This is a genomic window from Streptosporangium sp. NPDC051023 (assembly GCF_040689595.1).
In the GTDB taxonomy this organism is placed as follows: domain Bacteria; phylum Actinomycetota; class Actinomycetes; order Streptosporangiales; family Streptosporangiaceae; genus Streptosporangium.
This window is the reverse complement of the sequence record NZ_JBFBCE010000041.1, coordinates 56,707-79,328: the sequence shown is the minus strand read 5'-3', so window position 1 is coordinate 79,328 and position 22,622 is coordinate 56,707. Positions and strand designations below refer to the sequence as shown.

Genomic DNA, 22,622 nt, shown 5'->3' with positions numbered 1-22,622 from the left:
ACGGTGGCCGGGTCGCGCGGGTCCACGCCCTGGATGACCGAGAGCACGGCGGCCGCGTCGGTGACGTTCCTGGTGATGGGGCCCGCGGTGTCCTGCGCCAGGGAGAGCGGGACCACTCCGGCGCGGCTGACCAGGCCGAGCGTGGGCTTGACGCCGACGACGCCGTTGAGCCCCGCGGGGCAGACGATCGAGCCGTCGGTCTCGGTGCCGATGGTGACCGCGGCCAGGCTCGCGGCGGCGGCGACCGCCGAGCCGCTGCTCGATCCGCAGGGGTTGCGGTCCAGGACGTAGGGGTTGTTGACCTGGCCGCCGACGGCGCTCCACCCGCTGGAGGAGGGGCTGGAGCGGAAGTTGGCCCATTCCGACAGGTTGGCCTTGCCGAGGATCACCGCGCCCGCCGCGCGCAGCCGCTGGACCAGGAAGGCGTCACGGGCCGGGCGGGAGTCGAGCAGCGCCAGTGAGCCCGCGGTCGTGCGGAGTTGCCCGGTGGTGTCGATGTTGTCCTTGAGCAGGACCGGAATGCCCTCCAGGGGGCCGTGCGCGCCGCGGCGCCGCCGTTGGTCGCTCTGTTCGGCCTCGCGCAGCGCCGCGGGGTTGGTCGCGATGACCGCGTGCAGCAGCGGGTCGACCGCGCGGATGCGGTCGAGGTAGAACCGGGTGAGCGTCGCCGAGTCGAAGCGTCCCCGGTCCATGGCGCGCTGCATGTCGAGGACGGTCGCGCGGTCGAGGTCCAGTCCGCGCAGGAGGGTGCCTGCGGGGGGCGTGGCCGCCTCGTGAGCGTGCGCCGGGGCGGCCACGGACAGTCCGACGGCGAGTGTCATCGCGGCCAGCCATCGCGCGGGGTGTGTGGGGGTCATGGATGATCAGCTTAGCGATCATGCTTTCTGATGAAAATATTGCTGATTCAGGCTTTTGTTGGATTGAGCCTGTTTTGTTGTGGTCAATCGTCGGTCCCGGCGGGGCGCCGCGCGAAATCGCTGGACACGTGCACCAGGCGTCCGCCGTTCCCGGAGGTTGCGACGGCTACGTGAGCGGCGCCCACGGCCGTCGTCACCCAGTCCGATTGACGGATCGTCGACCCGCCCGACATCGCCGAGGCCGCCGCTACACTTACCAGTTGTCGGGGTTCAGGAGGAGCAGCTGGCGCCGGTCCCATTCCGTGCCGTAATTTTTCTCGTATCCCGCCGCGATGCACTCCTCGCGGAGCGCGGCGCGGGCGGCCTGATCCCCGATGCGATGCTCCTCCCCGCCGGTCAGAGGTGGCTGCTTGGCCAGGATGCGGTTTTGCGTCTCCTTGTTGATCGCGTTTTCGTAGGCACTGCGATACGTGTCGAGCACGGTGACGCCCGGGTTCCGGATCTCGGCCAGCTGCTGGGCGAACTCGTGCTTCTTGACGTTTCCTTCGACCTCTTCGGCGATCGCCGCCTCGATGTATTCCTGCCGTCCCATCCGCAAAGGATCGGGGGTGTTCTGGTTGCGGGCGTGGTTGACCTCGTGCACGAAGGTCTCAGCCAGGTCCTCCGGCGACCGCTGATCCGTCAGCCCGATTCTCAGGACATCTAACCCGTCGTTGTAGTTCCCGGCTGTCCGGGTTTTTTCGCTCAGGTTGCCGATCTCACCCTTGTGAAAGAGAACGGTGACGCCGTGCTCCCGCGCCCAGGCCAGCGCCTCGCGCCCCATGGGAGTCTGGGCGAGCAGTTCCTCGGTCTTCCTGCGCGCCTCCTCGTCGGACGGTTCGAGGCCGTACGCTGTGAGGTACTGGAGTACGAGTCCGGCGGGGTACACCGGACCTATCAGGAACAGCGGTCCGGTCAGGATTCCCTTGGCCCTGACCAGGGTGCCGATCACCACCTCGCCGATGTGCTTGCGCGCCTGGAGCAGCAGGGTCCGCAGTGCCAGCCGTACCCCCACCAGCCGTGATGCCCAGATGAAGTACCCCAGGGGGCCCGCCGCCAGGGCGCGGGCCAAAGCCACGGCGAGCACCGCCAGGTGGTAGAGGACGAGCAGTTTCCAGGCGGCCCGCAGCACCACGACGGCCATGGTGCCCGCGGCGGTCAGGTCCGCGACCGTCGCGCCCGCCGCAAGTCTGCGGCTCGGCCCTTCCTCGCCGTGCCACATGGCTTGGAAGGCGTCCGTGTCGGTACCTTGGTTGGTGGCCGTGAGGTGTTCGGCGGTGGGTTCGATCTGCTTGGCGGTCTTGCGTAGTTCGCCGCCGAGCTCGCTCCAGGCTCTGCCTACCGCCAGCCGCTCAGCCTCGTCGTCGTCGTCGGGCAGCGGCGCGACGTCCTTGAGCAGAGCGTACATCGACGCCAGCGCACCGGACAGTTCCATCGGCTCACGCGTCCCGCCGGACAGAGGCGATGGTGGCCGCCTCGCCGGTGCGGTGGTTGGCGGAAACCTCGGTGATCTTGTCGGCGATCCCGTTCAGGTGGCCGATCAGCGCCGCGTACGCCTGCGGCGCATGATGCAGGATGCCGTCGTACTCCTCGTCGAACTCGGCGCCCGGTGCGCCGCTGTCGCCGTCGGACCGGACCGAGGCCGTGGCGAAGGTGTGCCGGAGGAGCTCCTCGAGCCTGTCGGCGACCTTCTGGATGGTGATGGCGCTGGAGCGCAGGCTGTCATGGTCGACCCGCAGGACCTGCTCCTGGTTCTCTGGTGGCACGAATCGGAGAATACGAACAACCATCAGCTTTCCGGTGAACGAGACGTGGCCGCTGGGTCAACGACGGAAGGCGATCATGTATGTGACGTCAGGCGGCAGGCGACTCTTGCTCCGGCCATCCGGCGACAACGGTCGCGCCGGATCGCCGGAGTACCGTGCGCGGATCGGGGCGGTCATGCGGGGCGACTCCAGAGTGAATCGCCCCGGCTTCGGAGTCGCTGAGCTGTGCTGGTCGGCCCATCCGCCGGATCCCGGCGATCTCGTCGTCGATCTTTACGTAGAGTACGGTCAAGAAGATCTCGAGGTTTGTCGTTACACACGGATCATTGAGGCCCTCGCTCCTGTCGCGGGCCGGAACGTGGGACGCGCCCCTCCAGGCGACTGCCGATGACACCATCTGACAAAGTCGGGCTGGGCGGCGCCCATGTCCGAGACATGCGGGGGCGATTGATGAAGCGCTACATCCTGACCGGCACCCCTGGAGCCGGGAAGACGGCGATCCTGCGTTGGCTGGAGTACGACGGCTACGCCGTCGTCGAGGAGGCGGCGACAGATGTCATCGCCCTGCAACAGGCCCAGGGTGAACCCGAGCCGTGGACGAAGCCGTCCTTCGTGGATGCGATCGCTACCTTGCAGCGCCGACGGCAAGAACAGGCCGCGGCCCTTCCCGGCGATGTACAGATCTACGATCGATCACCCGTCTGCACCTACGCCCTGGCCACTTATCTCGGCCATCCCGTCTCTCCGGCCTTGTCCCGCGAATTGGAACGCATCCAAGCTCAGCAGATCTATGCCAAGGAGGTCTTCTTCATCCAAAATCTTGGGTTCGTCACACCGACCGACGCGCGGTTGATCACCTTCGAGGAGTCGCTGCGATTCGAGCAGGTTCACCAGGACACCTACATCTCACTCGGCTACGAGTGCGTGCCGATCTCTCCGGGCATGCTGCCGGACCGGGTGGCGGCGGTCAAGAAGCAGCTCGAAGCCGCATCATGACCGGACCGCGGACCGCGTCGGAGCCACTTGTTTAGGGCTCGTCGCGCCCGTCCATGCTCCATAGCCGGACGAGAGGACGGTCGGCCAAGCGTCGTAGCCGCCGTAGAGCCGCCCGGATGGCGTGATCATGAGAGTCAGATGGGAGGAGGCGGCGGTCCCCACCGGGCACAGTGTCTCCGACACCCGCCACTCATAGGAGTGGACCGTCGCGGGGTGGATCGACCTCGTGGCGAGCGCGGCGTCGAGGAGGCATCGGTCCTGCCTTCCCGCGGAGACGTGTTTCGGGTAGCCGATGCTCAGGCCGTCGAACTCCGACGCGAAGTTCTCGGCGGTCTGGGAAGCCATCTTCACCTTCAAGCATGACGCGGGAGCGGCCCTTCCTTGATTGTTGAGAACGGAGAGTTCCGACCTCAGGGCGACCGTCTCCGGTCCCGGATCACCGCGGGGAACTCCTCGCGGATGTTCTCGACGGCGCTGACCGTCCTGACCGCGTCGGCGCATTCACCCGCCCTTCGAGCCATCGCGTCAAGCGCGCCAAGGCCTTCGGCGGTCAGAAGGTCGACGTCGTCCCGCCACGCACGGTCCTCGAGCCTGGCGAGCGCGCTCCTCGAGGAACGCCTGTACCGCTCGTCGAACAGCCAGAGGGCAGGGAAGTGCCCCTGGACCGAAGATAGTCTCCTCGGGCATCCCCTCTCCCGTCACCTTGGTGGTGATGTGCCCTTCCTCGACGAGCCGGTCGAAGGCGCATTTGCACATTCGGGTGATCATGACCGACGCACCGGATCTGGCCTCACCGTTCCTGATGACGCCCCATTGGGCGGCGACGCTGAGGTTCGGGTCGTTGCCGCCCGCCACACGGTAGGTGAAGAAGTTCCCCGGCTGGGCGACACTGCCGCGGCTTGAAGCGGCCCTCGCGGCGCTGGAGTCCAGGCCGTTCGCCGCGATGCTCTCGTTGCCGTCAACTACTGCCGTCAGACAGCCACTGGGTCCCGCCGGACAAAATGCCGGCGGGGCCCAGTGGTTCAGAGAGAACCAATCAGCTGCGGTATTCAGTCATGCTTCGCCTGGGTATTCTTCATCTTTGTCTTCGCGATGTCGATATCCGACTCGCGAGAACTCAGACGAAGTTGCCCACCGCTGGTATATCCACCACATACCACCAGGATCTCAGCACCCACACTGGGCCACTCGGCTTCCCCCAAGGGGAGGTCATGGATCAGCACTCGATCCACAACGCCAATCTCTCCCGATGGCACCCTTGCCCTGAGCCCATACGGCATCTTGGCCACGACAGTGGCGCGAACAAGCTGCCACTTCTCTAGTCGATCAGAGGGGTCAATCACCGGCCGCTCCAAGGGGATCGAGGAAAGGAGTTGAACTCACCAAACAGCTCCCTGGGAATCACGTACTCCATGTGCTCGTCAGTCATACCCTCCCATTCCTCAATTCTTCCAGCATCGATGTGCCCTCGAAGCCACCCATTCGGAACATCGACCCTAAAGCCAGTTCCGTGAGTATCAACTGACCCCTTAGCCCATTCAGATGCGGTTTTCTCATTCCCGAAATGTGCAGCCCCATCATAGGAGCCGTCATCAGTTCGCGGAAAGTTCGCATGGTTCAGGCCGTCATTGAGCTCCGAGTCACCGTGCTCGATGGGAGAAGTTCGATAAAGCGGCGTCGTGTCACCAGGCCCACAGTTGTGAACCAGGACCGGCGTGGCCCCCGCGAGCACATAGTACGTGTGGATGTCGGCGATGGTGAAGTTGTGGACGCGTTCGTGGGCGGTCCATTTCTTGACCGCGGTGACCTGGACGTGGGTTCCGGCGCTGGTGCGCAGCCACATGCCGGGCTGGAGCTCGCCGGCCTTGAGCCACGCGTGTTCGCTTTCGACCCAGAAGGGGTGACCGTCGGTCGCCACCAGCTGGTCGGTGGCCGCCCCGTTGGCTCCGTCGGTGTCGACGGTGATGCGAACCAGGTTCTTCTCGCCTTCGCCGAAGATCAGGCGCACCACGGGTTTGGCCGTGGTGACACCGGTCTCGGGGTCGGTGGCGACGACCTGTTCGCCGAGGTCGACCTTTTCTATGGGTTTGGTGGTGCCGTCGGCCATGAGCACGAGGGTGCCGGTGACGAAGCTGTTCGGGCAGCTCGGAGCCTCGACGTGGGCCTTGGCCGGGGCCGCCTGGGGTTTGGTCTTGGCCTTGGCCTTGGCGGCGACGGCTTTGGCTCGTTCGGCGGCTTCTGCGGCGGCCTTCTTGGCGTAGGCCTCGGCTGCCGCCTTGGCCGCGGCCGCCTTCTCGGCCGCTGCCCTGGCGGCTCTCGCGGCCGCGGCCTTGGCTGCCTCGGCGGCGCGTTCGGCGCCGCGGAGGATGGCTTTGGCCCACTTGATTTCTTCGAAGAAGGTGAGTACGGCCTTGCCCGCGCGCCAGATCGCCTCGGCGATCTTCTTGGCCTTGAAGATCTTGCCCCAGGGCAGCGACCCGATCACGGCCATCACACAGGAGCCGATGTCGCCCTTGAGGCAGCTGAGGACATCGTTGATCCCCATGATCTCCATGAGGATCTGGCCGCCCGCCTCCAGGATGACGTCCAGCACGCTCTTGTTCTGCAGCTGCTGGGCCTTGGCGATGTCCTCGGGGCTGGGGCCCGGGTCGGCCTCCTGGCCGGGGGCGGTCCCACCGTCGGTCGGCCCGTTGTCGGGCATCGTCCCGGTGGGGTCGGTGTAGACGAGGGGGTTGTTGGAGGCGTAGGTGTAGGCGGAGGTCGCGGCGGAGCCGGTGGGTCTGGGGTCGGTGGCGGTGAAGCGGCCCGTGCCGGGGTTGTAGTTGCGTTCGCGCAGGTAGTAGTTGCCGTTGCCGGTCGTCTGGTCCTGGTAGGCGCCGGTGAACCTCAGCGGGTTGTTCGGGGCCGCCGTCGTGGCGCTCCCGCCGGGCGCTCCGGATCCGCTCTGTCCGGCGGCTCCCGCCCCTCCCGGCGGCGGGGTCCCCTGCCCGGCGGTGGTGGCGGTCAGAGTGGTGCCGGTTCGGGGGTTGCCAAACGGGTCGTAGTCGTAGCCCGCCTCGACCTGCCCGGTCGCCGAGACCATGTTGGCGGTGCCGCCGAGCCAGTCGTGGGTGTAGGAGTGGGCGCCGCCGGTGGCGAGCAGGGCGAGCGGTTCGTCGTCGGGGCCGTAGGTGAAGCCCTGCCGTTCGACGACGGCGCCGCCCGCGTTGGTGGTGGTGTCCAGGGCGATCTGCGGCAGGGTGCCGTTGACGTCCCAGCTCCAGCGCTGGACGGCCGAGACCGTGCCTTCCGCTCCCGCGCTGGTCGCCGACAGGCGCAGCCCGGTGGCGTCGTAGCTGAAAGTGGACGTGTTGCCGTTGACGGTGGCCTTGGCCAGGCTGTTGTCGAGGTTGTACTCGAACCGGTCGGCGCCCGCACGGATCTGGTTGCCGTTGACGTCGTAGGCGAAGTCGCGGGCGGTGCTGCCGCCGGGCCGGGCCACGGTCTCGCGGACGAGCTGGTCGGCGTCGTCGTAGGCGTAGGTGGTGGTGTCGTTGCCCGCGGTACCGGTGCGTTTCTGGCTGAGGCGGTTGCCCACCAGGTCGTAGGTGTAGTCGATCCGCCCGGCCGTCTGTGAGCCGGTGGCGCAGCTCGTGGCGGAGTAGCAGGCGGAGGTGACCCGGTCGACGGTGTCGTAGGCGTAGGACACCGACTCGCTGGCGGTGCCGCGAGTGGTGACGACCTTCGTCGGGTTGCCGACCTGGTCGAGGGTGAGGTCGAACGCCGAGACCGGGGCATCGTCGCCGCGTGCGGCGGCGATGCGGGTCAGGCGTCCGGCGTCGTCGTAGGCGCGCTTCTCGGTCAGGCCGGTGCCGCCGGGCAGGGTGGTGCTGGTGCGTCGTCCGGCCACGTCGTAGCCGAAGCGCCACTCGGCGCCGTCCCCGCCGGCGGTGCCGCCGGTCACCTTCTGCTCGGTCTGCCGACTGTCGGCGTCGTAGGCGGCGGTGACCGTGGTGCCGTCGGGGTAGGCGCGTGAGGTGATGTTGCCGCGCTCGTCGTAGCCGTAGGAGAACGCCTCGTCCGCCTGGCCCGCGGTCTTGCGGGTCACCTTGAGGATCTGGTCCTCGTCGTCGTAGGCGACTTCCCGCACCCCGGTGGGGTCACCGTAGGAGGTGGTGCGGTCCTTGGCGTCGTAGCCGAAGGTGTAGGCCGGTCCCTCCGAGCCCAGGGCGGCCTTGGTGCGGCGGCTCAGGATGTCGTAGGTGTTGACGACGGTGCGTTTGGCCCGCTGATCCGGGCTCACCCACTCCGGCCCGTTGATCGTGATCGCGGTCAGCGGGTTGCTCTCGGCGTCGTAGGTGACCTCCACCCGCCGGGCGAGGGGGTCGGCCTTGGTGATCAGACGTCCGGCGTCGTCGTAGGCCATCCGGGTGTAGCGGCCCAGCGGGTCCCGTACCGACTCCAGCAGTCCGTCGGTGCTGTAGCTGTAGACGGTGGAGCGGGCGGTGGGGTCGTTCGGGTTGTAGGGGGTCTCCGGGGTGTGGAACGCGGCGGGGAGGTTGTCCTCCCGGTAGGTCTGGTACGTGGTGCGGCCCTTGGCGTCGGTGACCGAGGTCACCCGGTTGTTCGCGTCGTAGGCGGCGGTGCTGGTGTGCCCGAGCGGGTCGATGCTCTTGACCTGGTTGCCCGCCTGGTCGTACTCGTAGCGGGTGGTGAAGCGCGCCGGGTCGGCGCCCTCGACGTTGCCGCGCGGCTCGGTCACGCCGGTCAGCAGCCCGTCATCGTCGTAGGTCCAGGTGGTGACCCCACCCTCGGCGTTGGTCTCCTTGATCCGGTTGCCGGCCGAGTCGTACTCGGTGCGGGTGGTCTTGCCCGCCGGGTCCTTGATCTCGGTCTGCCTGCCGCTGCGGTCGTAGCCCATGTGCGTGGTACGGCCCAGCGTGTCGGTGGTGGCGGTGACGTTGCCGTTGTTGTCCCGCCCGAAGGCCGACTGCTTGCCCAGTTCGTCGGTCTTGTTCGTGGTCCGGTCCAGGGCGTCGGCCTTGATGTCCCGATCGGTGAACCCGCCGCCGGGGTAGGGATGCCGTACCCGGATCGGGTTGTCGTCGGCGTCGTAGAAGTAGGTGGTGGTGAAGTCCGCCGGGTTGGCGCCCGGCTCGTTGCCGCGCGGCGAGGTGACCGTCTTGAGCAGGCCCTTGCCGTCGTAGCCGTAGGTGGTCGTGATCGGGGCGCGGGTGCGCAGGTGTGCCTGCGTTGAGGCCCGCCGTCCCGCGGCGGTGTAGGTGTAGGTGGTGGTGCGCCGGGAGTCGTCGACCGTCTTGAGCAGCCCGTTGGCGAAGTACTCGTAGTCGGTGGTGGCCTCGGTCGGGGTCTGCCGCCTGATGAGGCGGCCGGTCTCGTCGAACCCGCTGCGCCACGCCCCGTTCTTGCCCGGCTCAAGCGTGCTGGTCACCCGGTCCTGGGCGTCGTAGGCGTAACGGGTGGTGTAGGCCGCCCGGTTGCCGCCCGGCACGGTGCCGCGCGGATCCACCGAGGCGATCTGGCGTCCGGTGACGTCGTAGGTCACCTCGCTGCGCCGTCCCGACGGCGACACCGCCGCCTTCAGAAGACCCGCGTTCGGGCCGCCCTGCGGCAGGTACTCGAAGTGGGTCATCTTGCCCCGCTGGTTCGTCGTCGAGACGCGAAGGCCGCGGGAGTCGTAGGTGTGCGTGATGTCGTGGCCCTCGGGGTCCACGCTGCGGACCAGCTCGTTGAACTCGTTGTAGGTGTCCTTCCACACCTGGCCGTTGGCGTCGGTGTGGGCGGTCGGGTTGTTGCGCTCGTCGAACTCGGTCTTCTCGGAGAACCCGAGCGGCTGAGGCGCCTTGGTCTGGAGGCGGTTGCCGTTGGCGTCGAAGGTCGCCTCGTGCTGGTGCTGCTTGCCGTTGACCACCAGGTCGCGATTCAGCTCCCGGTCGTAGCGGTGGTTGTCGGAGTCACCGGTGGCGCGCTGGGAGTAGACCAGCGTGTTGCCCCGGTAGCCGTCCCAGAGCCGCACCCCGTCGGGGTCGATGGTGGTGGCCTCCTGCTTGGCGGCGTCCCAGGCGAAGGTCGTCTGCTTGCCCAGGCCGTCCCGTTGCGCGGTCACCCGGCCGTCGTCGCCGTAGTCGTTGGAGACGATCGCCACGTTGTGCGGGTCGACCACCTGGGCGAGCAGGGTGTTGGCGTGGTAGCGGTACTTCCAGGTGAACCCGCGAGCGTCGATCACCGAGGTCAGCAGGTCGCCGGTGTAGAAGTAGTTCACGTTCCGGCCGTCGGGCAGTTTGATCTCCCGGATCAGGCCGCCCTCGATCCGCACCGAGACCACCCGCCCTGAGGCGTCGGTGATGTTCACCCCCAGGCCCTCGTAGGCCAGCTTCACCCCGACGTCGCGCGCGTTGCGGACCGAGATCAGGCGCCCCTGGCCGTCGAAGCCGTAGCGGACCTGTCGGGGCGTGGTCAGCTCCCAGCCGTCGCCGGTCTTGCGCAGGGTGGAGCGCACACCGGGCGGGCGCTTGTAGGCGCCGCCGTCAGCGGGGGTGTACCGGGCCTGCGCACCGTCCTCGGCGCGCACCGTCGCGACACCGTCCTCGCCCGCGGTGACCCGCATGTCATACGACCAGGCCCAGCCGGGCCCGAACGGGCTCGCGCCCCGGTTCATCGAGGAGTAGGTGCGCGCGGAGACGAACTGCGGGCCGTAGGAGGCCATCGCCAGGTCCTGCTCGGTGCGGACGTAGGCGCCGGTGCCGGTGTTGACGCCCAGGGCGCGTGAGGCCTGCCCGGCCGCGGTCAGCGCCAGCGCGTTCCCGCACCCGCAGCCGGCCGCCTGCTCGTTCGGGATCGGCGGCGGGTCGACGGTCTGGCGGGGAACCGACTGCTCCGACGGCGCGGAGACCACCTCACGGCCGTCGTCGTAGACCGCCGCGACGGTGACGAAGTACTGCCTGCCGGTCTCCAGCGCCCAGCCGTCGGCCGAGCCGAACGAGCGGCAGAGGTCGCCCGCGCCGCCGCAGTAGGAGCGCTGCAGGTCCGGGCGCGGAACCAGCGTTGAGGTCTGCTCGGTCTGCGACTCGGCGTCGTACAGCCGCACCCGTGCCGCCGTCCACGACGGATCAACCTGGCCGGTGTTGAAGTAGGTCACCAGCGAGGTGTCGCCCAGCACGAAGCCGGGCCGCAGTGACAGGTCGGCGAACCCCTCCTGCGCCGTGCCGGTGACGGCAGGGGCGGCAGGTCCTGCCGTCCGGCGTTCTGCGGACGCGCCGGACGTGACGCGGGATCTGGCGGTGGACGCGGCCGCGCCGCGGGCCAGCGACGACCACCGCCGCCCGTCGACCCTGACCGGCTTGCCCTCCGCCGTCGCACCCAGGGGCACGACGGGAGGCCGCTCGTCCGGTCTCAGGGCCCTGTCTGGCCGGACCTCCCGCGGCAGGGGCCGGTTGACCGGCCCGGCACCGGCTTTCACCTGCGCAACCGATGGCGGCGCCGCCTGTGCCGGGGGTATGTCCGGCACGAGGAGAAACGACGCAACCAGCGTCGAGACGATCAGTGGAATCAGAATCCGGGCATGACGAAATCGACTGATGGCGAGCATTGCTCAGACCTCCCCCGTGGAGGGACCGGTAGCGAACAAATCAGCTATCCAGGTACGTATCGAGGGAAGCATCCGAGATTGATTGTCGCAACGCCTTTGTTTCACCGATGACGTTTCGTTATCGAGTGAAAATTGGTCGAACCGGCTCCGGGTATAAGGCGAAAGATGCGAGAAGATGCCGCTTGAGCTGCGGATATATTGAACTTTGCTTTTCCGGAAATCAGTTTGAGAGCGTTCCAAGAAGGAGGTGTCGAGGTGACCTGCCCGCGGCGGTCTTCTGTTGCCGTGATTGATTTTCTGCGCCGGATCCCCGCAGTCCGTGCCTGCCGTGACCCTCCGTGATCTGTCGTGTCGACTTCTTTGAAACGGCGTTCTCGATTACCGAAAACAAGTACGGTTCGCAGGCGAAAGGGCGATATGTGTCATATCCGTTCTTGGTGGCGCGGAATCCGCCATCGTTTCGAAGGTTTGGAAAACGACGGAGCGTCGGGGCGCCCCCTCGGCCGAGAACGGCCTGGCCGGGGCCGCGCGTCGGCCAGGCATCGCGAACTCATCGCGAACCCATCGCGAACCCGCCTTCGGCTCGCCGTCGACCGGCGGCGGGTTCACGAGGACCGGAAAACCGGCGGACTCACGGGAGCAGAACGATTTTTCCGCGTCCGTGGCCCTGCGCGCTGAGCTCGTGCGCGGCGGCTGCCTCGGCCAGCGGGAAGGTCGCGCGGATGGGCAGGTTCAGGGTGCCCGCGGTGTGCAGGGCGATGGCCTGGGCCAGCGCCTGAGGGGTACGGTCCTCGCCGTCGCCGCCTCCCGTGAAGCGCACGCCGAGGGAGTTCGCCTCTCCCGGGTCCACGATGCTGATGACCCGCTCGGGGCCGCCGAGCAGGTCGACGGAACCGGCCACGGTGCCACCGATGGCGTCCAGCGCGGCGTTCACACCCTCGGGCGCGGCCTCGCGGATCCGGTCGAACACGCCCTCGCCGTAGCTGACGGGAACCGCGCCCAGTTCGCGCAGGTAGGCGTGGTTGGCCTCGCTCGCCGTACCGACCACCCGGGCGCCCAGCGCGATCGCGAACTGGACGACGAGGCCGCCGACGCTGCCCGCCGCCCCGTGGACCAGCAGGGTCTCCCCGGCGCTGACCTTGAGGAGGTTCAGCGTGCGGTGGGCCGTCTCGGCGGACGAGTGCAGCCCCGCCGCCGCCTCCCAGGTCAGGTCGGCGGGCTTGGCCGCCAGCCGGTCGGCGTCCGAGAGGGCGTACTCGGCGTATGCGCCCACGGCCGCGCCGAAGACCTCGTCGCCGACGGACCATGCGCTGACATCCTGGCCGACGGCCGCGACCACACCGGCCGCCTCGAGGCCGGGGACGTGTGGCAGGTTCACCGGCAGGAACTCCTGCAACAGGCCCGCGCGGATCTTCCAGTCGACCGGATTGACCCCGGCGGCGCGAACCTGCAGCAGCACCTGCCCCGGGCCGGGGGTGGGGACGGGGAGCTCGACGAGCCGCAGCTCTTCGGGCTCGCCGTAGGAGGAGAACACGATTGACGTGGCGTCGGCCGGAACGCCGGTGGAAGCAGTCGAATCAGACACGGTTGATCCTCTTGGATTCGCTCGGGGCCGGTGATGGGCCCTGGACCGGATGCGTGGTCGGCATGCCGCGTCTCCCGCGGCCCGCCGTGCGGACGACGGTGCCATATCGCACGATCGCTGAGAAGCGGAGTGTTTTCCCTAGGACCGCCAATCCTGGTATGGAAAGTGGGAATCCTGGCGTGGAGCACGGTGTTCCGCGTGGTGATGAACGACATGAACCGAGACGACCTCGCCGACTTCCTACGCCGGTCCCGTGGACGACTGCGTCCCTCGGATGTGGGACTGCCCGAGGGGCCGCGTCGCCGTACGCCCGGCCTGCGGCGCGAGGAGGTCGCCCAGCTGTCAGGCATGTCCTCCGACTACTACATGCGCATCGAGCAGGCCCGCAGCCCGCAGCCGTCGGTCCAGATGCTCGCCGCGCTCGCGCGGGCGCTGCGGCTCAGCGACGACGAGCGTGACCACCTGTACCTGCTCGCCGGGCACCACCCACCCGCCGCCCGTCCCGCGGGTGAGGCGATCCCGCCCGGTGTGCGTCACCTGCTGGAGCAGTTGCGGGACACCCCGGTCCAGGTCGTCAGCGACCTGGGCTACCTGCTGGCGCAGAACGAAAAGGCGAAGGTTCTGTTCGACCCCGTGTGCAAGGTGGACGGTGAGGGCCCCAACGTCGTGTGGGCCTGGTTCATCAATCCTCGGCTGCGGGAGCCGTACACGGCGGAGGAGTGGAGACACTGCAGTCACCACCAGGTCGCCGACCTGCGCGCGGCCGTCGCCAGGCGCGGCGGCGACGCCGCCTCGACGGATCTGGTACGGCGGCTGCGGGCGCGCAGTGACGAGTTCGCCGAGCTGTGGGCGCTGCACGAGGTCGCCGTGTACCGCAACTACCGGATCCGGATGCGGCACCCCACGACCGGGACACTCGAGTTCGACGTGGAGACGCTGCTCACCCCCGCCTCCGACCAGCGCCTGCGGATCTTCACCACCCCGCAGGCCGTCCCGGACGCCGAGAAATTCCCGGGAGCGTGTGACGCCGGTCTGCTGTCGTCCCGATCGTGATCACGAGCCGGCCGCGTCGTGGCGTGGGGTTTCGTCAAGGCGGTCATGATTGCCGGGAGTGAACCCGGCACGGTGGTAGTGCTGGCCGTACCCCCGGATTCCGGTGGACGGGATCGATCATGAGGTGCTCTCGCCGACATGCTTGCTGGCATCACGACCAAGTGATCCAGGAAGGAACCCCCGATGTCGCCGTCACGCCCCACCACCGTCTGCTCCCGGCCGGCCAAGCCCGGCTCCGCCACGTCCGGCTCCGCCAGGCGCCGGAGCCTGCTGGTCCTGGCCACCGCGGCCGCCGTCACACTGGGCACCCTCGGCCTGACCACCGCCCCGGCCGGGGCCGCGGTCGTCCGGCGGGCCGATCCCGCCGACACCTTACAGACGAGTCTGAACGACCTGGTTCGCGGCGGTGACTTCCCCGGCGCCCTGGCCGCGGTACGGGGACGCGACGGACGTACCCGTGACTACACCGCAGGTGTGGGAGACCTGGCCACGCGGGCGAGGGTTCCCGTCAACGGGCGGGTGCGCATCGGCAGCACCACCAAGACCTTCACCGCCGTGGTCGTGCTGCAGCTGGCCGGCGAGGGCAAACTCGACCTGGACACGCCGGTCGAGAAGTACCTTCCCAATCTGGTCCGCGACAACGGCAACGACGGCCGCGCGATCACCGTCCGTCAGCTGCTCCAGCACACCTCCGGCCTGGCGAGCTACACGGACTACCTCCCGCCGTTCCTCGAGATCCTGCACAGATACACCGAGCCCAGGGAACTGCTCGACATGGGCCTTGCGCACGAGCCGACGTTCGCCCCCGGCAAGGGCTGGAACTACAGCAACACCGGCTACGTCCTGCTCGGCCTGCTCGCGCAGAAGATCACGGGCCGGCCGATCGGCGAGGAGATCACCAACCGGATCATCACGCCGCTGGGATTGCGCGACACCTACTGGCCCGGTGTCGGCGAGCAGAGGATCCGCGGAACCCACCCCAAGGGGTACCACTCCAGAACCGGTGAGCCGGGCGGAGAGCCGGTGGACGTCACGGAGCTGGACCCCTCCGTGGCATGGTCGGCCGGGCAGCTCATCAGCACGCCGCGGGACGTCAACCGCTTCCTGGGCGCGCTGCTGGGCGGCAAGCTGCTCAAGCCGGAGCAGCTTGAGCAGATGAAGCAGACGGTCAAGACGTCTGAATCCCCGGCCGAGTGGACCTACGGGCTCGGCCTGATGAAGTTCGAGCTGAGCTGCGGCGGCTACGGGTGGGGTCACGGCGGCGACATTCCGGGCTACGAAATCCGTAACGGCGTCACCGAGGACGGCCGGGCGGCCACGATCGCCGTGACCGCGATGCCCACCAGACAAGCCGCCGCCGATCAGGTCAACGCCGCCCTGGACACCGCCCTCTGCGCCCAGAAGTAGGGCCGCGACCCGCAAAAGAAGATTCACTCGAGCTCGTCGGCTTCGTAGGCGGGGGCGGTCCTGCTGTTGACACTGCCGGTCAGGGCCGCCACTTCGGGGTTGTCCAACCCTACGTTGAGAATGAGTGCGTCGCTGGCGCGTACCGGGCGGAGGTCGACGAAGTCCCCGTGGAGCGTCGGCTTGTGGGAGAAGTCGAGCTGGTCCGTCACTTCCGTGCCTCGAAGAGAGGCTGGAGATCGGTGTGCAGGTGGTCGAGTGCGCTCCGGTACAGCTGGGGCCCCACGGAGACCCGGGCCACACCGATTGCACGAAGCTCGTCCAGCGACCCGCGTTTCAGCGGAAGACCGGCGTTCACCGGCGCGCGGACCTCGGCGACGATGGCCCGGAGGTCGTCCGGCCCGGCTCCGGGAGGGAACACACAATCAGCGCCGGCCGACCAGTACGCCTCAGCCCTGCTGATCGCATCGGCACGCTTCTGATTCTCGGCCAGAGGCGAGGTGGGGAAGAAGGAGTCGATCCGGGCATTGATGACCAGCGGCACCCCGATACGGTCGGCGGCCGCGCGCATCTGCGCGATGTAGGTGGCACGGACATCGACGTCGATCAGGCCGCCGTTGGCGTGATCACTGTCCTCGATGTTGCAACCGACGACTCCGATCCCGCTCAGCAGTTCGACCAGTTCCTCCGGCGCCATCCCGTAGCCGGCCTCGGCGTCGACGGTGACCGGCACGTCGACAGAGGCTGCGATGCGTTGGGCGACGAACATCATCTTCTCGCTCGGGGCGCCCTCACCGTCGTCGTAGCCCAGAGCGGCGGCGATCGCGTTGCTCGCGGTCGCGACCACCGGGAAGCCTGCGTCGACGACGGCGCGGGCGCTGCCCACGTCCCAGGCGTTCGGCAGCACCAGCGGAGCGCCCGGGATGTGCAGGGAACGAAGCAGCTTGGCCTTGTCGGCCTGATCGGACATAGCGGCCTCAGTCGACAAGTGCGCCGGCGGACAGATTGGCGATTGTTCCGGTTATGGCGCCAGCTCGATCTGAAGCCAGGAACGCGGCCGTCTCTGCGACTTCAGAGAGCGTGGGAAGCCTCTTCAGAAGCGTCCCCTGCGCCATCCCCCCGCCTTCGAGCAATTCCTGGACCGACTGCCCGGCCGCTGCCGCGGTTTGCTTGAAGAGGTCCCCGGTGTAGGAACCCGCTGCCGGCGCATCGACGACAGCGTGTGGACGGATGCCGATCACCCGGATGTTGCTGGGCGCCAGCTCCGCGGCCAGAACCCGCGAGAAGGCCTCCTTGCCGGCCGCGCTCACACTGTGCCCCAAGATGCCGCCTACAGCTAGTTTGGAACCCGGCTCGGACAAAGTCAGGATGACGCCAGGACGCTCGCGACCCATGTGCCGTGCCACAGCCTTGCTCGTGATGAACAGCGTCCGCAGAAAGCCGTCAATCGGCCGCATGAACTCCTCCAGCGAGAGGTCCGCCAGCAAAGTCCCCTGGTCGTGCATGACACTCACGGCGTTGAGAGCGATGTCGATGCCGCCGGCCGTCGCCGCGATCGCATCGGCGTGCTTCTCGACCGCCTGCTGATCGAGAACGTCGACTTGCGCGGTCTCGACTGTTCCGCCCGTGGCGGCGATATCACGCGCCACGGCGTCGAGCTTCGCCTGCGTCCGTCCGGCGATGAAGACCCTCGCGCCTTCCCGGGCGAATACTCGTGCGATTGCGCCGCCGATGGCGCCCCCGCCCCCATAGATCACAGCGTTCTTGTCGCCAAGCAGCAATCCACTCATGTGTGTCCTCCAAAGGTGATTGATTCTTCCGAATGATTACGCAGGTTCGATGGTCACACCGTCGCCGCTGCGAGTTCTGTCGCGTCCGCGATTACCGGAGGCTTCAGGAAGCCGGTGGCCCAGGCGACCGGGATGGAGATCACCGCAATGATCAGGCCGGTGATCACCGCAGACGAGGCGGTGAAGGTGCCGATCGCCACGCCACCGGCATACGAGCCCAACGCGATGCCTACGTTGGCTGCGGAGACCGGCAGCGAGGACGCCAGCTGTCCACCCGGGCCGGCCAGGCTCACCACGCGGTACTGCATCGAGGGCACCATGCCCATGGCGAACAAGCCGAAAGCCAGGAGCGCCAGCGCCACGAGCACGGCAATCGTGCCGGCGAGGAAGAGCACCAGCAGGGAGGCCGCTACACCGATGGCGCCGACGATCAGGGTGCGCGCGGCATTCTGGTCGGCGAACCGGCCGCCGGCGAACGAGCCCACCGCGGTGGCCACACCGTAGGCCAGGAGGAACAAGCTGATCAGCGCGCCGGAGATGCCTGTGACGTTCTCCAGGAACGGCACGATGTACGTGAGTGCCGAGTACACTGCCGCGAACGCCACGACGTTCACGACCAGTGCGGCGAGCACCCGCGGTGCGAACGCATACTTGGCCTGGTTGCCCGCGCCGCCACCGGTGCTAGGCATGGACGGGATCAGTATCAGCGTGGCGATAAGTGCAATCACGCTGAGCACGGCGACCGCGGTGAACGAGCCGCGCCAGCCCAGTACCTGGCCGACCAGCGTGCCCAGCGGTACGCCCAAAGCGGTCGACACGAAGAGACCGGAGACGACCACAGAGATCGCCCGGCCCATGCGCTCCGGCGGGACGATCGACATCGCCAGCACGAACCCGACGGCGACGAACAGACCATGCAGCGCTCCCATGACGGTACGCGCCACGACGAACAGGCCGAAGCTGGTGGTCAGCACCGGGACCAGGGTGCAGAGGATGACCAGGATGACAGTGCCGATCAGGATCATCCGCTTGTTCAGCTTGATCGTCAGTGCGGTCAGGATCGGGCCACCGATGGCTAGGCCCAATGCATAAGCGGTCACCAGAACGCCGGCCACAGGGACGGAGACCTGAAGGTCGGCGGCGATCAGGTTCAGCAAGCCGACCACGAGCAGTTCGCCGCTGCCGAGCACGAACATGCCTAAGAACAGCGTGGCCAAAACGAGGTTTGTCTTGCCCCGGCTTAGCGCTACCAGCTGAGTACTCAGCTGCATGATCCTGCTCCATCTCGAGGAATCCCTCGCGCCGGTGCTACCGAGGATCGCCAGACGGGCCCGGTGATCTCGACGTGGACATGTGGCTGCCCCATGATCGGTCCTCTCTGTGCGCTGGGCACCATGCCGATCAGACTCCGTTTCACTACGTGCGACGTGGGCAGGGTGCCGACATCGGTCGAGGAGGTCGCCAGAGATCTCTTCTGGCGGCCTGTTGGTCAGTCGCGTTTCTGACGCTGGATCTGTTCTGCGATGCGCTTGATGTGGTTCAGTCGCGCATCCCAGGTCTTGCCGACTTCGTTCAGTTGCCGGACGGCGCGGGTGAGCTGCGCCTCGTCAACTTCGTAGCGCCGTTCGCGGCCCATCGGCGTCGCGTGCACGAGGCCTGCGCGATCGAGGACGACCAGGTGCTTGGTGACCGCTTGGCGCGAGATCGGGAGACGATCGCTCAGGCTGGTCGGCGTACCGACTCCTTCCGCGAGCAGCAGGTCGAGCAGGCGGCGCCTGATCGGGTCGCCGATCGCCGACCAGAGTTCGTCGTCGACGGCGACGGTCATCGCGCCACCAGGAAAGGGGCGTAGCTCTGCAGCCTGGGCAGGAACACGTCCCAGCCGCGCTCGTGGTCGTGGAAGGCCTCCTCGAGCACAGCGGCTTCCCAGCCCTTCTCCCGCCAGTCGCTCTCAGTCAGGCGCAGAATCGTGCCGTCACCGGAGGGCTCGAGCTCGAAGGTGACCAGGAGAGAGTTGCCCACATCGGGCAACTGACCATCGGGGGCGAGCCAGCGGATCGCGAATTTGCGGGGCGAATCCACGTCGACCACCATGATCGTTTCAGCCCCGGCGTGGGCGCCCCACATCAGTTCGCCGACCGCGCCTGGCGCAGGCTCAAACGACGCGTCGTCGGCCCACCACATCTTGATGTGCTCGGGACGACTCACCACATCGAACACGATCTCCGGTGTCGCGTCGATGTGGATCTCACGCTCCAACTTTCCGAACTCCACTACGGACCTCCAACAAGCAACCATCGGTTGCGTATGACTTTAGTGGTCGCACCGGCTATCCGCAACCTCGTGTTGCGTAACGACCGTGAGGTCGACGCAGGGGAGCGCTTGACCAGGCGACGGCGACCTTCGATTGACAGAGGCTTGTGATGAGCCGTAGGGATCAGAACACACCCGGGCGCTCTACCACGCCGACCTGGACCGCCCGGCCCCCCAAGGGATCGCCGATCCCCTCTCGAGGCGCGGCGAGCTCGGCCGCAGCCGAGATGGACGATTACGGCTGTAGCCAATCCGCTTCGGTCGCGCGGTTCCCGTTGCCGTTGACAACGTAGTCCAATGCTTCTGAGAAGCTTCCGCCGAGCTTCCAGACCACCTTCGGCCCAACGGCGATCACACGGCTGTCCGACCCCATGTAGGTCCGGAACTGGATGGACCACATTCCCAATGGGGAGAAGTCGATTCCATAATGATCGCGCAGGCGGTGTGATTCATCGAGCGCGTCTATGCAGGCGTCAACGGGGTCGATCAGCAGCGACGACGGCGGGGAACGATCCGCTGGGCTCGTGACCCGCAGACGACCGAACTCCCTCCATACCTGCAGTGCGCGGTCGCCTATGAAGAACTCCGCCGATCTGAGCATGGCCACCCATGCGGACACATCGAACCGTCGCCCGGGATTCCATCCTGCTGCCACAAGGGCGGTTCGGACTTTTGGGTCACTACCCCAAACAGGTTGGATATCGTGCTCCAAAAGCTTCCTGGTGAGTGTTTTGCAGGATTCCTCGCACGGATCGTACGGCACGCCGCGCACGTTTTCCCGGGCACGCGCGGTCCGATCGGGAAGCACGGGCGCCCCGCGTTCCCGCTTTCATCGGGGGCGGGCCCCGCGGGTCCGGGGGAGACGGCGGTGGTGAGCAGGTGGGCGAAGGTGTCGCTGAAGGCGTGCGGCAGGGCCGGAACACGGGCGTCCGCACGGGACACGGCGGCGAACACGAGGCTCCACCGGTCGGCGACGGCATGGCGGGTGGCCTCCGTGTCGTGGCAGACGGCCCGCCGCCCCGGCGGCGACGTCCTTCCCTGGAACGTACTGAGGCCGGACAGAACGTACTGAGGCCGGACGAGGTCCTTCCACAGGGGGCGAGCAGCGGCCCCCCGTCCTCGACGCCGGAGCACGCGACCTTCGGTGAGCGGCTACGGCGGGCACGGGCGTAACGAGTCTCGGCGGGGCCACGTGGCCCCGCCGAGTTCGTGTGTTCTTCTTGTGCTCGGTCAGGTCGCAAGGGCCAGGCGACGCTGATGGAAGTCCTCCACTTCGCTCATGCCGGGGTAGCGCCGCATGAGAATGTCGTCGAGGTGCGCCGCACGGGAGCGGATGGGGGCCGTCATGCGTGGCGACTTCAGGCCCTGCGTACCCATCGCAATGGCCTCCTCCGGGGAGCCGAGCTGGGCCAGGGCGATGCCCAGGTAGATCCGGGTGAGGGCTTCGCTGCTCGGGATCCGGCTGTCGGCAGGCTTCGCCTCGTATGCGGCGATGGCGATCTCCGACTGCTTCCGAGACCGGTCGAAGTCGCCGAGGGAGAGCCACGCCAAGGCGGAATAGCTGGGGATCGTCTGGGTGGTGGCCGAAGCACCGCCATCGGTCCCGAAGCGTCCAGGCAGGTGGCCGGGCAGTCGCTCGTAGGCCTCCTTGGCCGCCTGAAGCAGTGACTCGCACTCCGCGCGCTGTTTGAGTTGTGCGTTGGCCCTGGCCGCCTGGGTGTTGAGCCGTACGGCCAGGATGTGACGGCTCGGCACTCTGGTCAGACCTTTCCGGGCGGCCGACAGCGCGTGGTCCGGCTGCTTTTCCTGAATCGCTATGGAGGCCAGGACGTTGGCCGCGTGTGCGTACAGCTCGTCGTGCCCGGCCTGGTCGGCGTGTTCGAAGGCGTCGATGGCGTAGGCACGGGCGGCGGCGGGGTTGCCCAGCTCGTGAGCCAGCCAGGCGAGTTCCTGCGAGAGCCAACCGGCGTAGACGAACAGCTCGCGACCTTCTTTGAGGGTGTGCGGGCTGCGGATGAGCTGGTCTACGCGTTGCCGGTAGGCGCGGGCCACGGTGAACACGTCGGCCGGTGCACTCCGGTTGACGTTCGTGGCGATGTCGGTTATCGCGGCCTCAAGGTGATCGAGTGTGGAGCGGCCGACGGCGGTTTGGCTGGCTCGGCGGGTGAACTCCATTGTCCGGAAGCGGACACGACCCGTGCCCGTCGTTCCTCGCGGGCCGGAACGGGAGACTCAGCCGAGGACAGCGGGCGTATCCCAGGCAACTGCCGGGTGCCATCCTCCGGGATCGGTCGTGCGAGCCTTCTACTGGCGCCGACGGGTTCGGCGATTCGGAGGTGGCACGCGCTGTGGACGAGTGGACGGCGGGCAACGTGGCGGCGGAGTGGGAACTGGCCAGGCGGTTGCCGTGGTGGACGGTCTGGTACGGCGAGTACACCCGGATGTTCTGGGCCGTGCCCAGGGCGGGGCACCTGTCGGCCGCGCCGCACATCGAGGCGGCGACCCCGCAGGAGTTGGAACACGAGGCCCGGCGGGTCGAACGCGCGGTCGCGGAGCGGACACCGTGTCACCGCGGTGAACCCCGGTCCGCCGGGCGAGTGTGGTCAGGAGTGCCGGACGCCGAGGGGGACGCGGTAGAGCGTTCTGGTGTCCGCGAGCCAGTCCCGGTCGACGAACCGCCCCGTGATCCGTCCGACCAGGCACAGCCAGTTCTCCAGCCACAGCCTCAGACTCCCGGTTAGCCGCGTGGGCTTCGATTACCTGCGCAGCCTGTATCCGGTCGAGCTTCGTATCGCCATCGTCTGCGACAACTTCTCCCCGGACCTGACCACCAAGCGATGCCGCCGGGTCGCTGGGGGGCATGGCCAGCAATGTCGAGATCGCCTACACTCCGACCGACTCCTCTTGGCTCAACCGGATCGAGGCCCAGTTCACCGCCCTGCGTTCCTTCGCCCTCGACGGCCCCGGCCACCCCGGCCACCCCGGGCACAAGGCCCAGGGCGGCATGATCCGCCGCTACATCACCTGGCGAAACAAGCACGCCGCCGACGAGCGCCTGCGCAAGGTCGTAAACAGGGCGAACGTTGCATGATGCGGCAGTAGGGAGGTGGTTGGCTGGCTTGAGGGGCGCCGCACCCTTCGAGACATTCGTCAGACGCGGATTGGCGCGGGTGCGCCGAAGCCTTGCCTGTGGTGCGGGCGGGGAGCGGCAGTCCGCATCCCCGCCCGCAC

General features: G+C 67.8%; 19 protein-coding genes. 5 read left to right on the top strand and 14 right to left on the bottom strand.

Annotated elements, in window-relative coordinates:
• From AB0395_RS26015 to AB0395_RS26005, 3 genes are all read right to left on the bottom strand, one after another.
• Nucleotides 1–857, bottom strand: an 857-nt coding sequence (locus AB0395_RS26015; protein WP_366284852.1) for an amidase family protein, incomplete at its 3' end; no start/stop codon positions are given.
• Between the two features lie 253 nt (nucleotides 858–1,110).
• Entirely contained in the window at nucleotides 1,111–2,331 is a 1,221-nt protein-coding gene (locus AB0395_RS26010; protein WP_366284850.1) for a hypothetical protein, read from the bottom strand.
• A gap of 4 nt (nucleotides 2,332–2,335) precedes the next feature.
• Nucleotides 2,336–2,662 (bottom strand): hypothetical protein, encoded by a 327-nt coding sequence (locus AB0395_RS26005; RefSeq protein ID WP_366284847.1) that lies wholly within the window; start codon nucleotides 2,660–2,662, stop codon nucleotides 2,336–2,338.
• Between the two features lie 450 nt (nucleotides 2,663–3,112).
• Here AB0395_RS26005 and AB0395_RS26000 point away from each other — a divergent pair, with 450 nt between their 5' ends.
• Nucleotides 3,113–3,658: an AAA family ATPase gene (locus AB0395_RS26000; RefSeq protein WP_366284845.1), complete on the top strand. Its 546-nt coding sequence runs from the start codon at nucleotides 3,113–3,115 to the stop codon at nucleotides 3,656–3,658.
• Here the strand turns inward: AB0395_RS26000 and AB0395_RS25995 are convergent.
• The 3 genes from AB0395_RS25995 to AB0395_RS25985 all read right to left on the bottom strand — a co-directional run bounded on the left by AB0395_RS25995 (nucleotide 3,653) and on the right by AB0395_RS25985 (nucleotide 12,831).
• Nucleotides 3,653–4,003, bottom strand: a complete 351-nt coding sequence (locus tag AB0395_RS25995) for an SUKH-3 domain-containing protein (RefSeq protein ID WP_366284843.1) — start codon at nucleotides 4,001–4,003, stop codon at nucleotides 3,653–3,655. The genes AB0395_RS26000 and AB0395_RS25995 overlap by 6 nt on opposite strands.
• 994 nt (nucleotides 4,004–4,997) lie before the next feature.
• The gene (locus tag AB0395_RS25990) at nucleotides 4,998–11,117 is read right to left on the bottom strand and encodes a polymorphic toxin-type HINT domain-containing protein (protein ID WP_366284840.1); all 6,120 of its coding nucleotides are present in this window, start codon (nucleotides 11,115–11,117) and stop codon (nucleotides 4,998–5,000) included.
• Between the two features lie 760 nt (nucleotides 11,118–11,877).
• Complete coding sequence (locus AB0395_RS25985; protein ID WP_366284837.1) at nucleotides 11,878–12,831, bottom strand: NADP-dependent oxidoreductase; 954 nt, start codon at nucleotides 12,829–12,831, stop codon at nucleotides 11,878–11,880.
• A gap of 165 nt (nucleotides 12,832–12,996) precedes the next feature.
• Here AB0395_RS25985 and AB0395_RS25980 point away from each other — a divergent pair, with 165 nt between their 5' ends.
• Both AB0395_RS25980 and AB0395_RS25975 read left to right on the top strand, forming a co-directional pair.
• Complete coding sequence (locus AB0395_RS25980) at nucleotides 12,997–13,884, top strand: helix-turn-helix transcriptional regulator (protein ID WP_366284834.1); 888 nt, start codon at nucleotides 12,997–12,999, stop codon at nucleotides 13,882–13,884.
• A 183-nt stretch (nucleotides 13,885–14,067) separates the two neighbouring features.
• Nucleotides 14,068–15,291: a serine hydrolase domain-containing protein gene (locus AB0395_RS25975; protein ID WP_366284831.1), complete on the top strand. Its 1,224-nt coding sequence runs from the start codon at nucleotides 14,068–14,070 to the stop codon at nucleotides 15,289–15,291.
• Nucleotides 15,292–15,314: 23 nt separating this feature from the next.
• On the opposite strand, the gene AB0395_RS25970 is transcribed toward AB0395_RS25975, so the two are convergent.
• From AB0395_RS25970 to AB0395_RS25935, 8 genes are all read right to left on the bottom strand, one after another.
• Entirely contained in the window at nucleotides 15,315–15,500 is a 186-nt protein-coding gene (locus AB0395_RS25970) for a hypothetical protein (RefSeq protein WP_366284828.1), read from the bottom strand.
• Nucleotides 15,497–16,258: an isocitrate lyase/phosphoenolpyruvate mutase family protein gene (locus tag AB0395_RS25965; protein ID WP_366284826.1), complete on the bottom strand. Its 762-nt coding sequence runs from the start codon at nucleotides 16,256–16,258 to the stop codon at nucleotides 15,497–15,499. The genes AB0395_RS25970 and AB0395_RS25965 overlap by 4 nt, the downstream gene beginning before the upstream one ends.
• A 7-nt stretch (nucleotides 16,259–16,265) precedes the next feature.
• Nucleotides 16,266–17,078, bottom strand: coding sequence for an SDR family oxidoreductase (locus AB0395_RS25960; protein ID WP_366284824.1), 813 nt, complete (start codon nucleotides 17,076–17,078; stop codon nucleotides 16,266–16,268).
• 53 nt (nucleotides 17,079–17,131) lie between these two features.
• A complete protein-coding gene (locus AB0395_RS25955; RefSeq protein WP_366284821.1) occupies nucleotides 17,132–18,349 on the bottom strand; it encodes an MFS transporter in 1,218 nt (405 codons plus the stop codon).
• A gap of 218 nt (nucleotides 18,350–18,567) precedes the next feature.
• The gene (locus AB0395_RS25950) at nucleotides 18,568–18,906 is read right to left on the bottom strand and encodes a helix-turn-helix domain-containing protein (RefSeq protein WP_366284818.1); all 339 of its coding nucleotides are present in this window, start codon (nucleotides 18,904–18,906) and stop codon (nucleotides 18,568–18,570) included.
• Entirely contained in the window at nucleotides 18,903–19,337 is a 435-nt protein-coding gene (locus AB0395_RS25945) for an SRPBCC domain-containing protein (protein WP_366284816.1), read from the bottom strand. Before AB0395_RS25945 ends, AB0395_RS25950 begins: the two co-directional genes overlap by 4 nt.
• 289 nt (nucleotides 19,338–19,626) lie before the next feature.
• Nucleotides 19,627–20,154 (bottom strand): SUKH-3 domain-containing protein, encoded by a 528-nt coding sequence (locus tag AB0395_RS25940; protein ID WP_366284815.1) that lies wholly within the window; start codon nucleotides 20,152–20,154, stop codon nucleotides 19,627–19,629.
• A gap of 467 nt (nucleotides 20,155–20,621) precedes the next feature.
• Entirely contained in the window at nucleotides 20,622–21,566 is a 945-nt protein-coding gene (locus AB0395_RS25935; protein ID WP_366284813.1) for a hypothetical protein, read from the bottom strand.
• Between the two features lie 173 nt (nucleotides 21,567–21,739).
• On the opposite strand from AB0395_RS25935, the gene AB0395_RS25930 reads away from it, so the two are divergent.
• Both AB0395_RS25930 and AB0395_RS25925 read left to right on the top strand, forming a co-directional pair.
• Complete coding sequence (locus tag AB0395_RS25930) at nucleotides 21,740–22,132, top strand: hypothetical protein (protein WP_366284811.1); 393 nt, start codon at nucleotides 21,740–21,742, stop codon at nucleotides 22,130–22,132.
• Nucleotides 22,133–22,251: 119 nt separating this feature from the next.
• Entirely contained in the window at nucleotides 22,252–22,482 is a 231-nt protein-coding gene (locus tag AB0395_RS25925; protein ID WP_366284809.1) for a hypothetical protein, read from the top strand.
• The last annotated feature ends 140 nt before the right edge of the window (nucleotides 22,483–22,622 follow it).

Coding starts and splice junctions, on each gene's coding strand:
- AB0395_RS26010 (WP_366284850.1), bottom strand. CDS start 2,331: ATGGAACTGTCCGGTGCGCTGGCGTCGATGTACGCTCTGCTCAAGGAC.
- AB0395_RS26000 (WP_366284845.1), top strand. CDS start 3,113: ATGAAGCGCTACATCCTGACCGGCACCCCTGGAGCCGGGAAGACGGCG.
- AB0395_RS25995 (WP_366284843.1), bottom strand. CDS start 4,003: ATGGCTTCCCAGACCGCCGAGAACTTCGCGTCGGAGTTCGACGGCCTG.
- AB0395_RS25975 (WP_366284831.1), top strand. CDS start 14,068: ATGTCGCCGTCACGCCCCACCACCGTCTGCTCCCGGCCGGCCAAGCCC.
- AB0395_RS25965 (WP_366284826.1), bottom strand. CDS start 16,258: ATGTCCGATCAGGCCGACAAGGCCAAGCTGCTTCGTTCCCTGCACATC.
- AB0395_RS25960 (WP_366284824.1), bottom strand. CDS start 17,078: ATGAGTGGATTGCTGCTTGGCGACAAGAACGCTGTGATCTATGGGGGC.
- AB0395_RS25955 (WP_366284821.1), bottom strand. CDS start 18,349: ATGCAGCTGAGTACTCAGCTGGTAGCGCTAAGCCGGGGCAAGACAAAC.
- AB0395_RS25950 (WP_366284818.1), bottom strand. CDS start 18,906: ATGACCGTCGCCGTCGACGACGAACTCTGGTCGGCGATCGGCGACCCG.
- AB0395_RS25935 (WP_366284813.1), bottom strand. CDS start 21,566: ATGGAGTTCACCCGCCGAGCCAGCCAAACCGCCGTCGGCCGCTCCACA.
- AB0395_RS25925 (WP_366284809.1), top strand. CDS start 22,252: ATGGCCAGCAATGTCGAGATCGCCTACACTCCGACCGACTCCTCTTGG.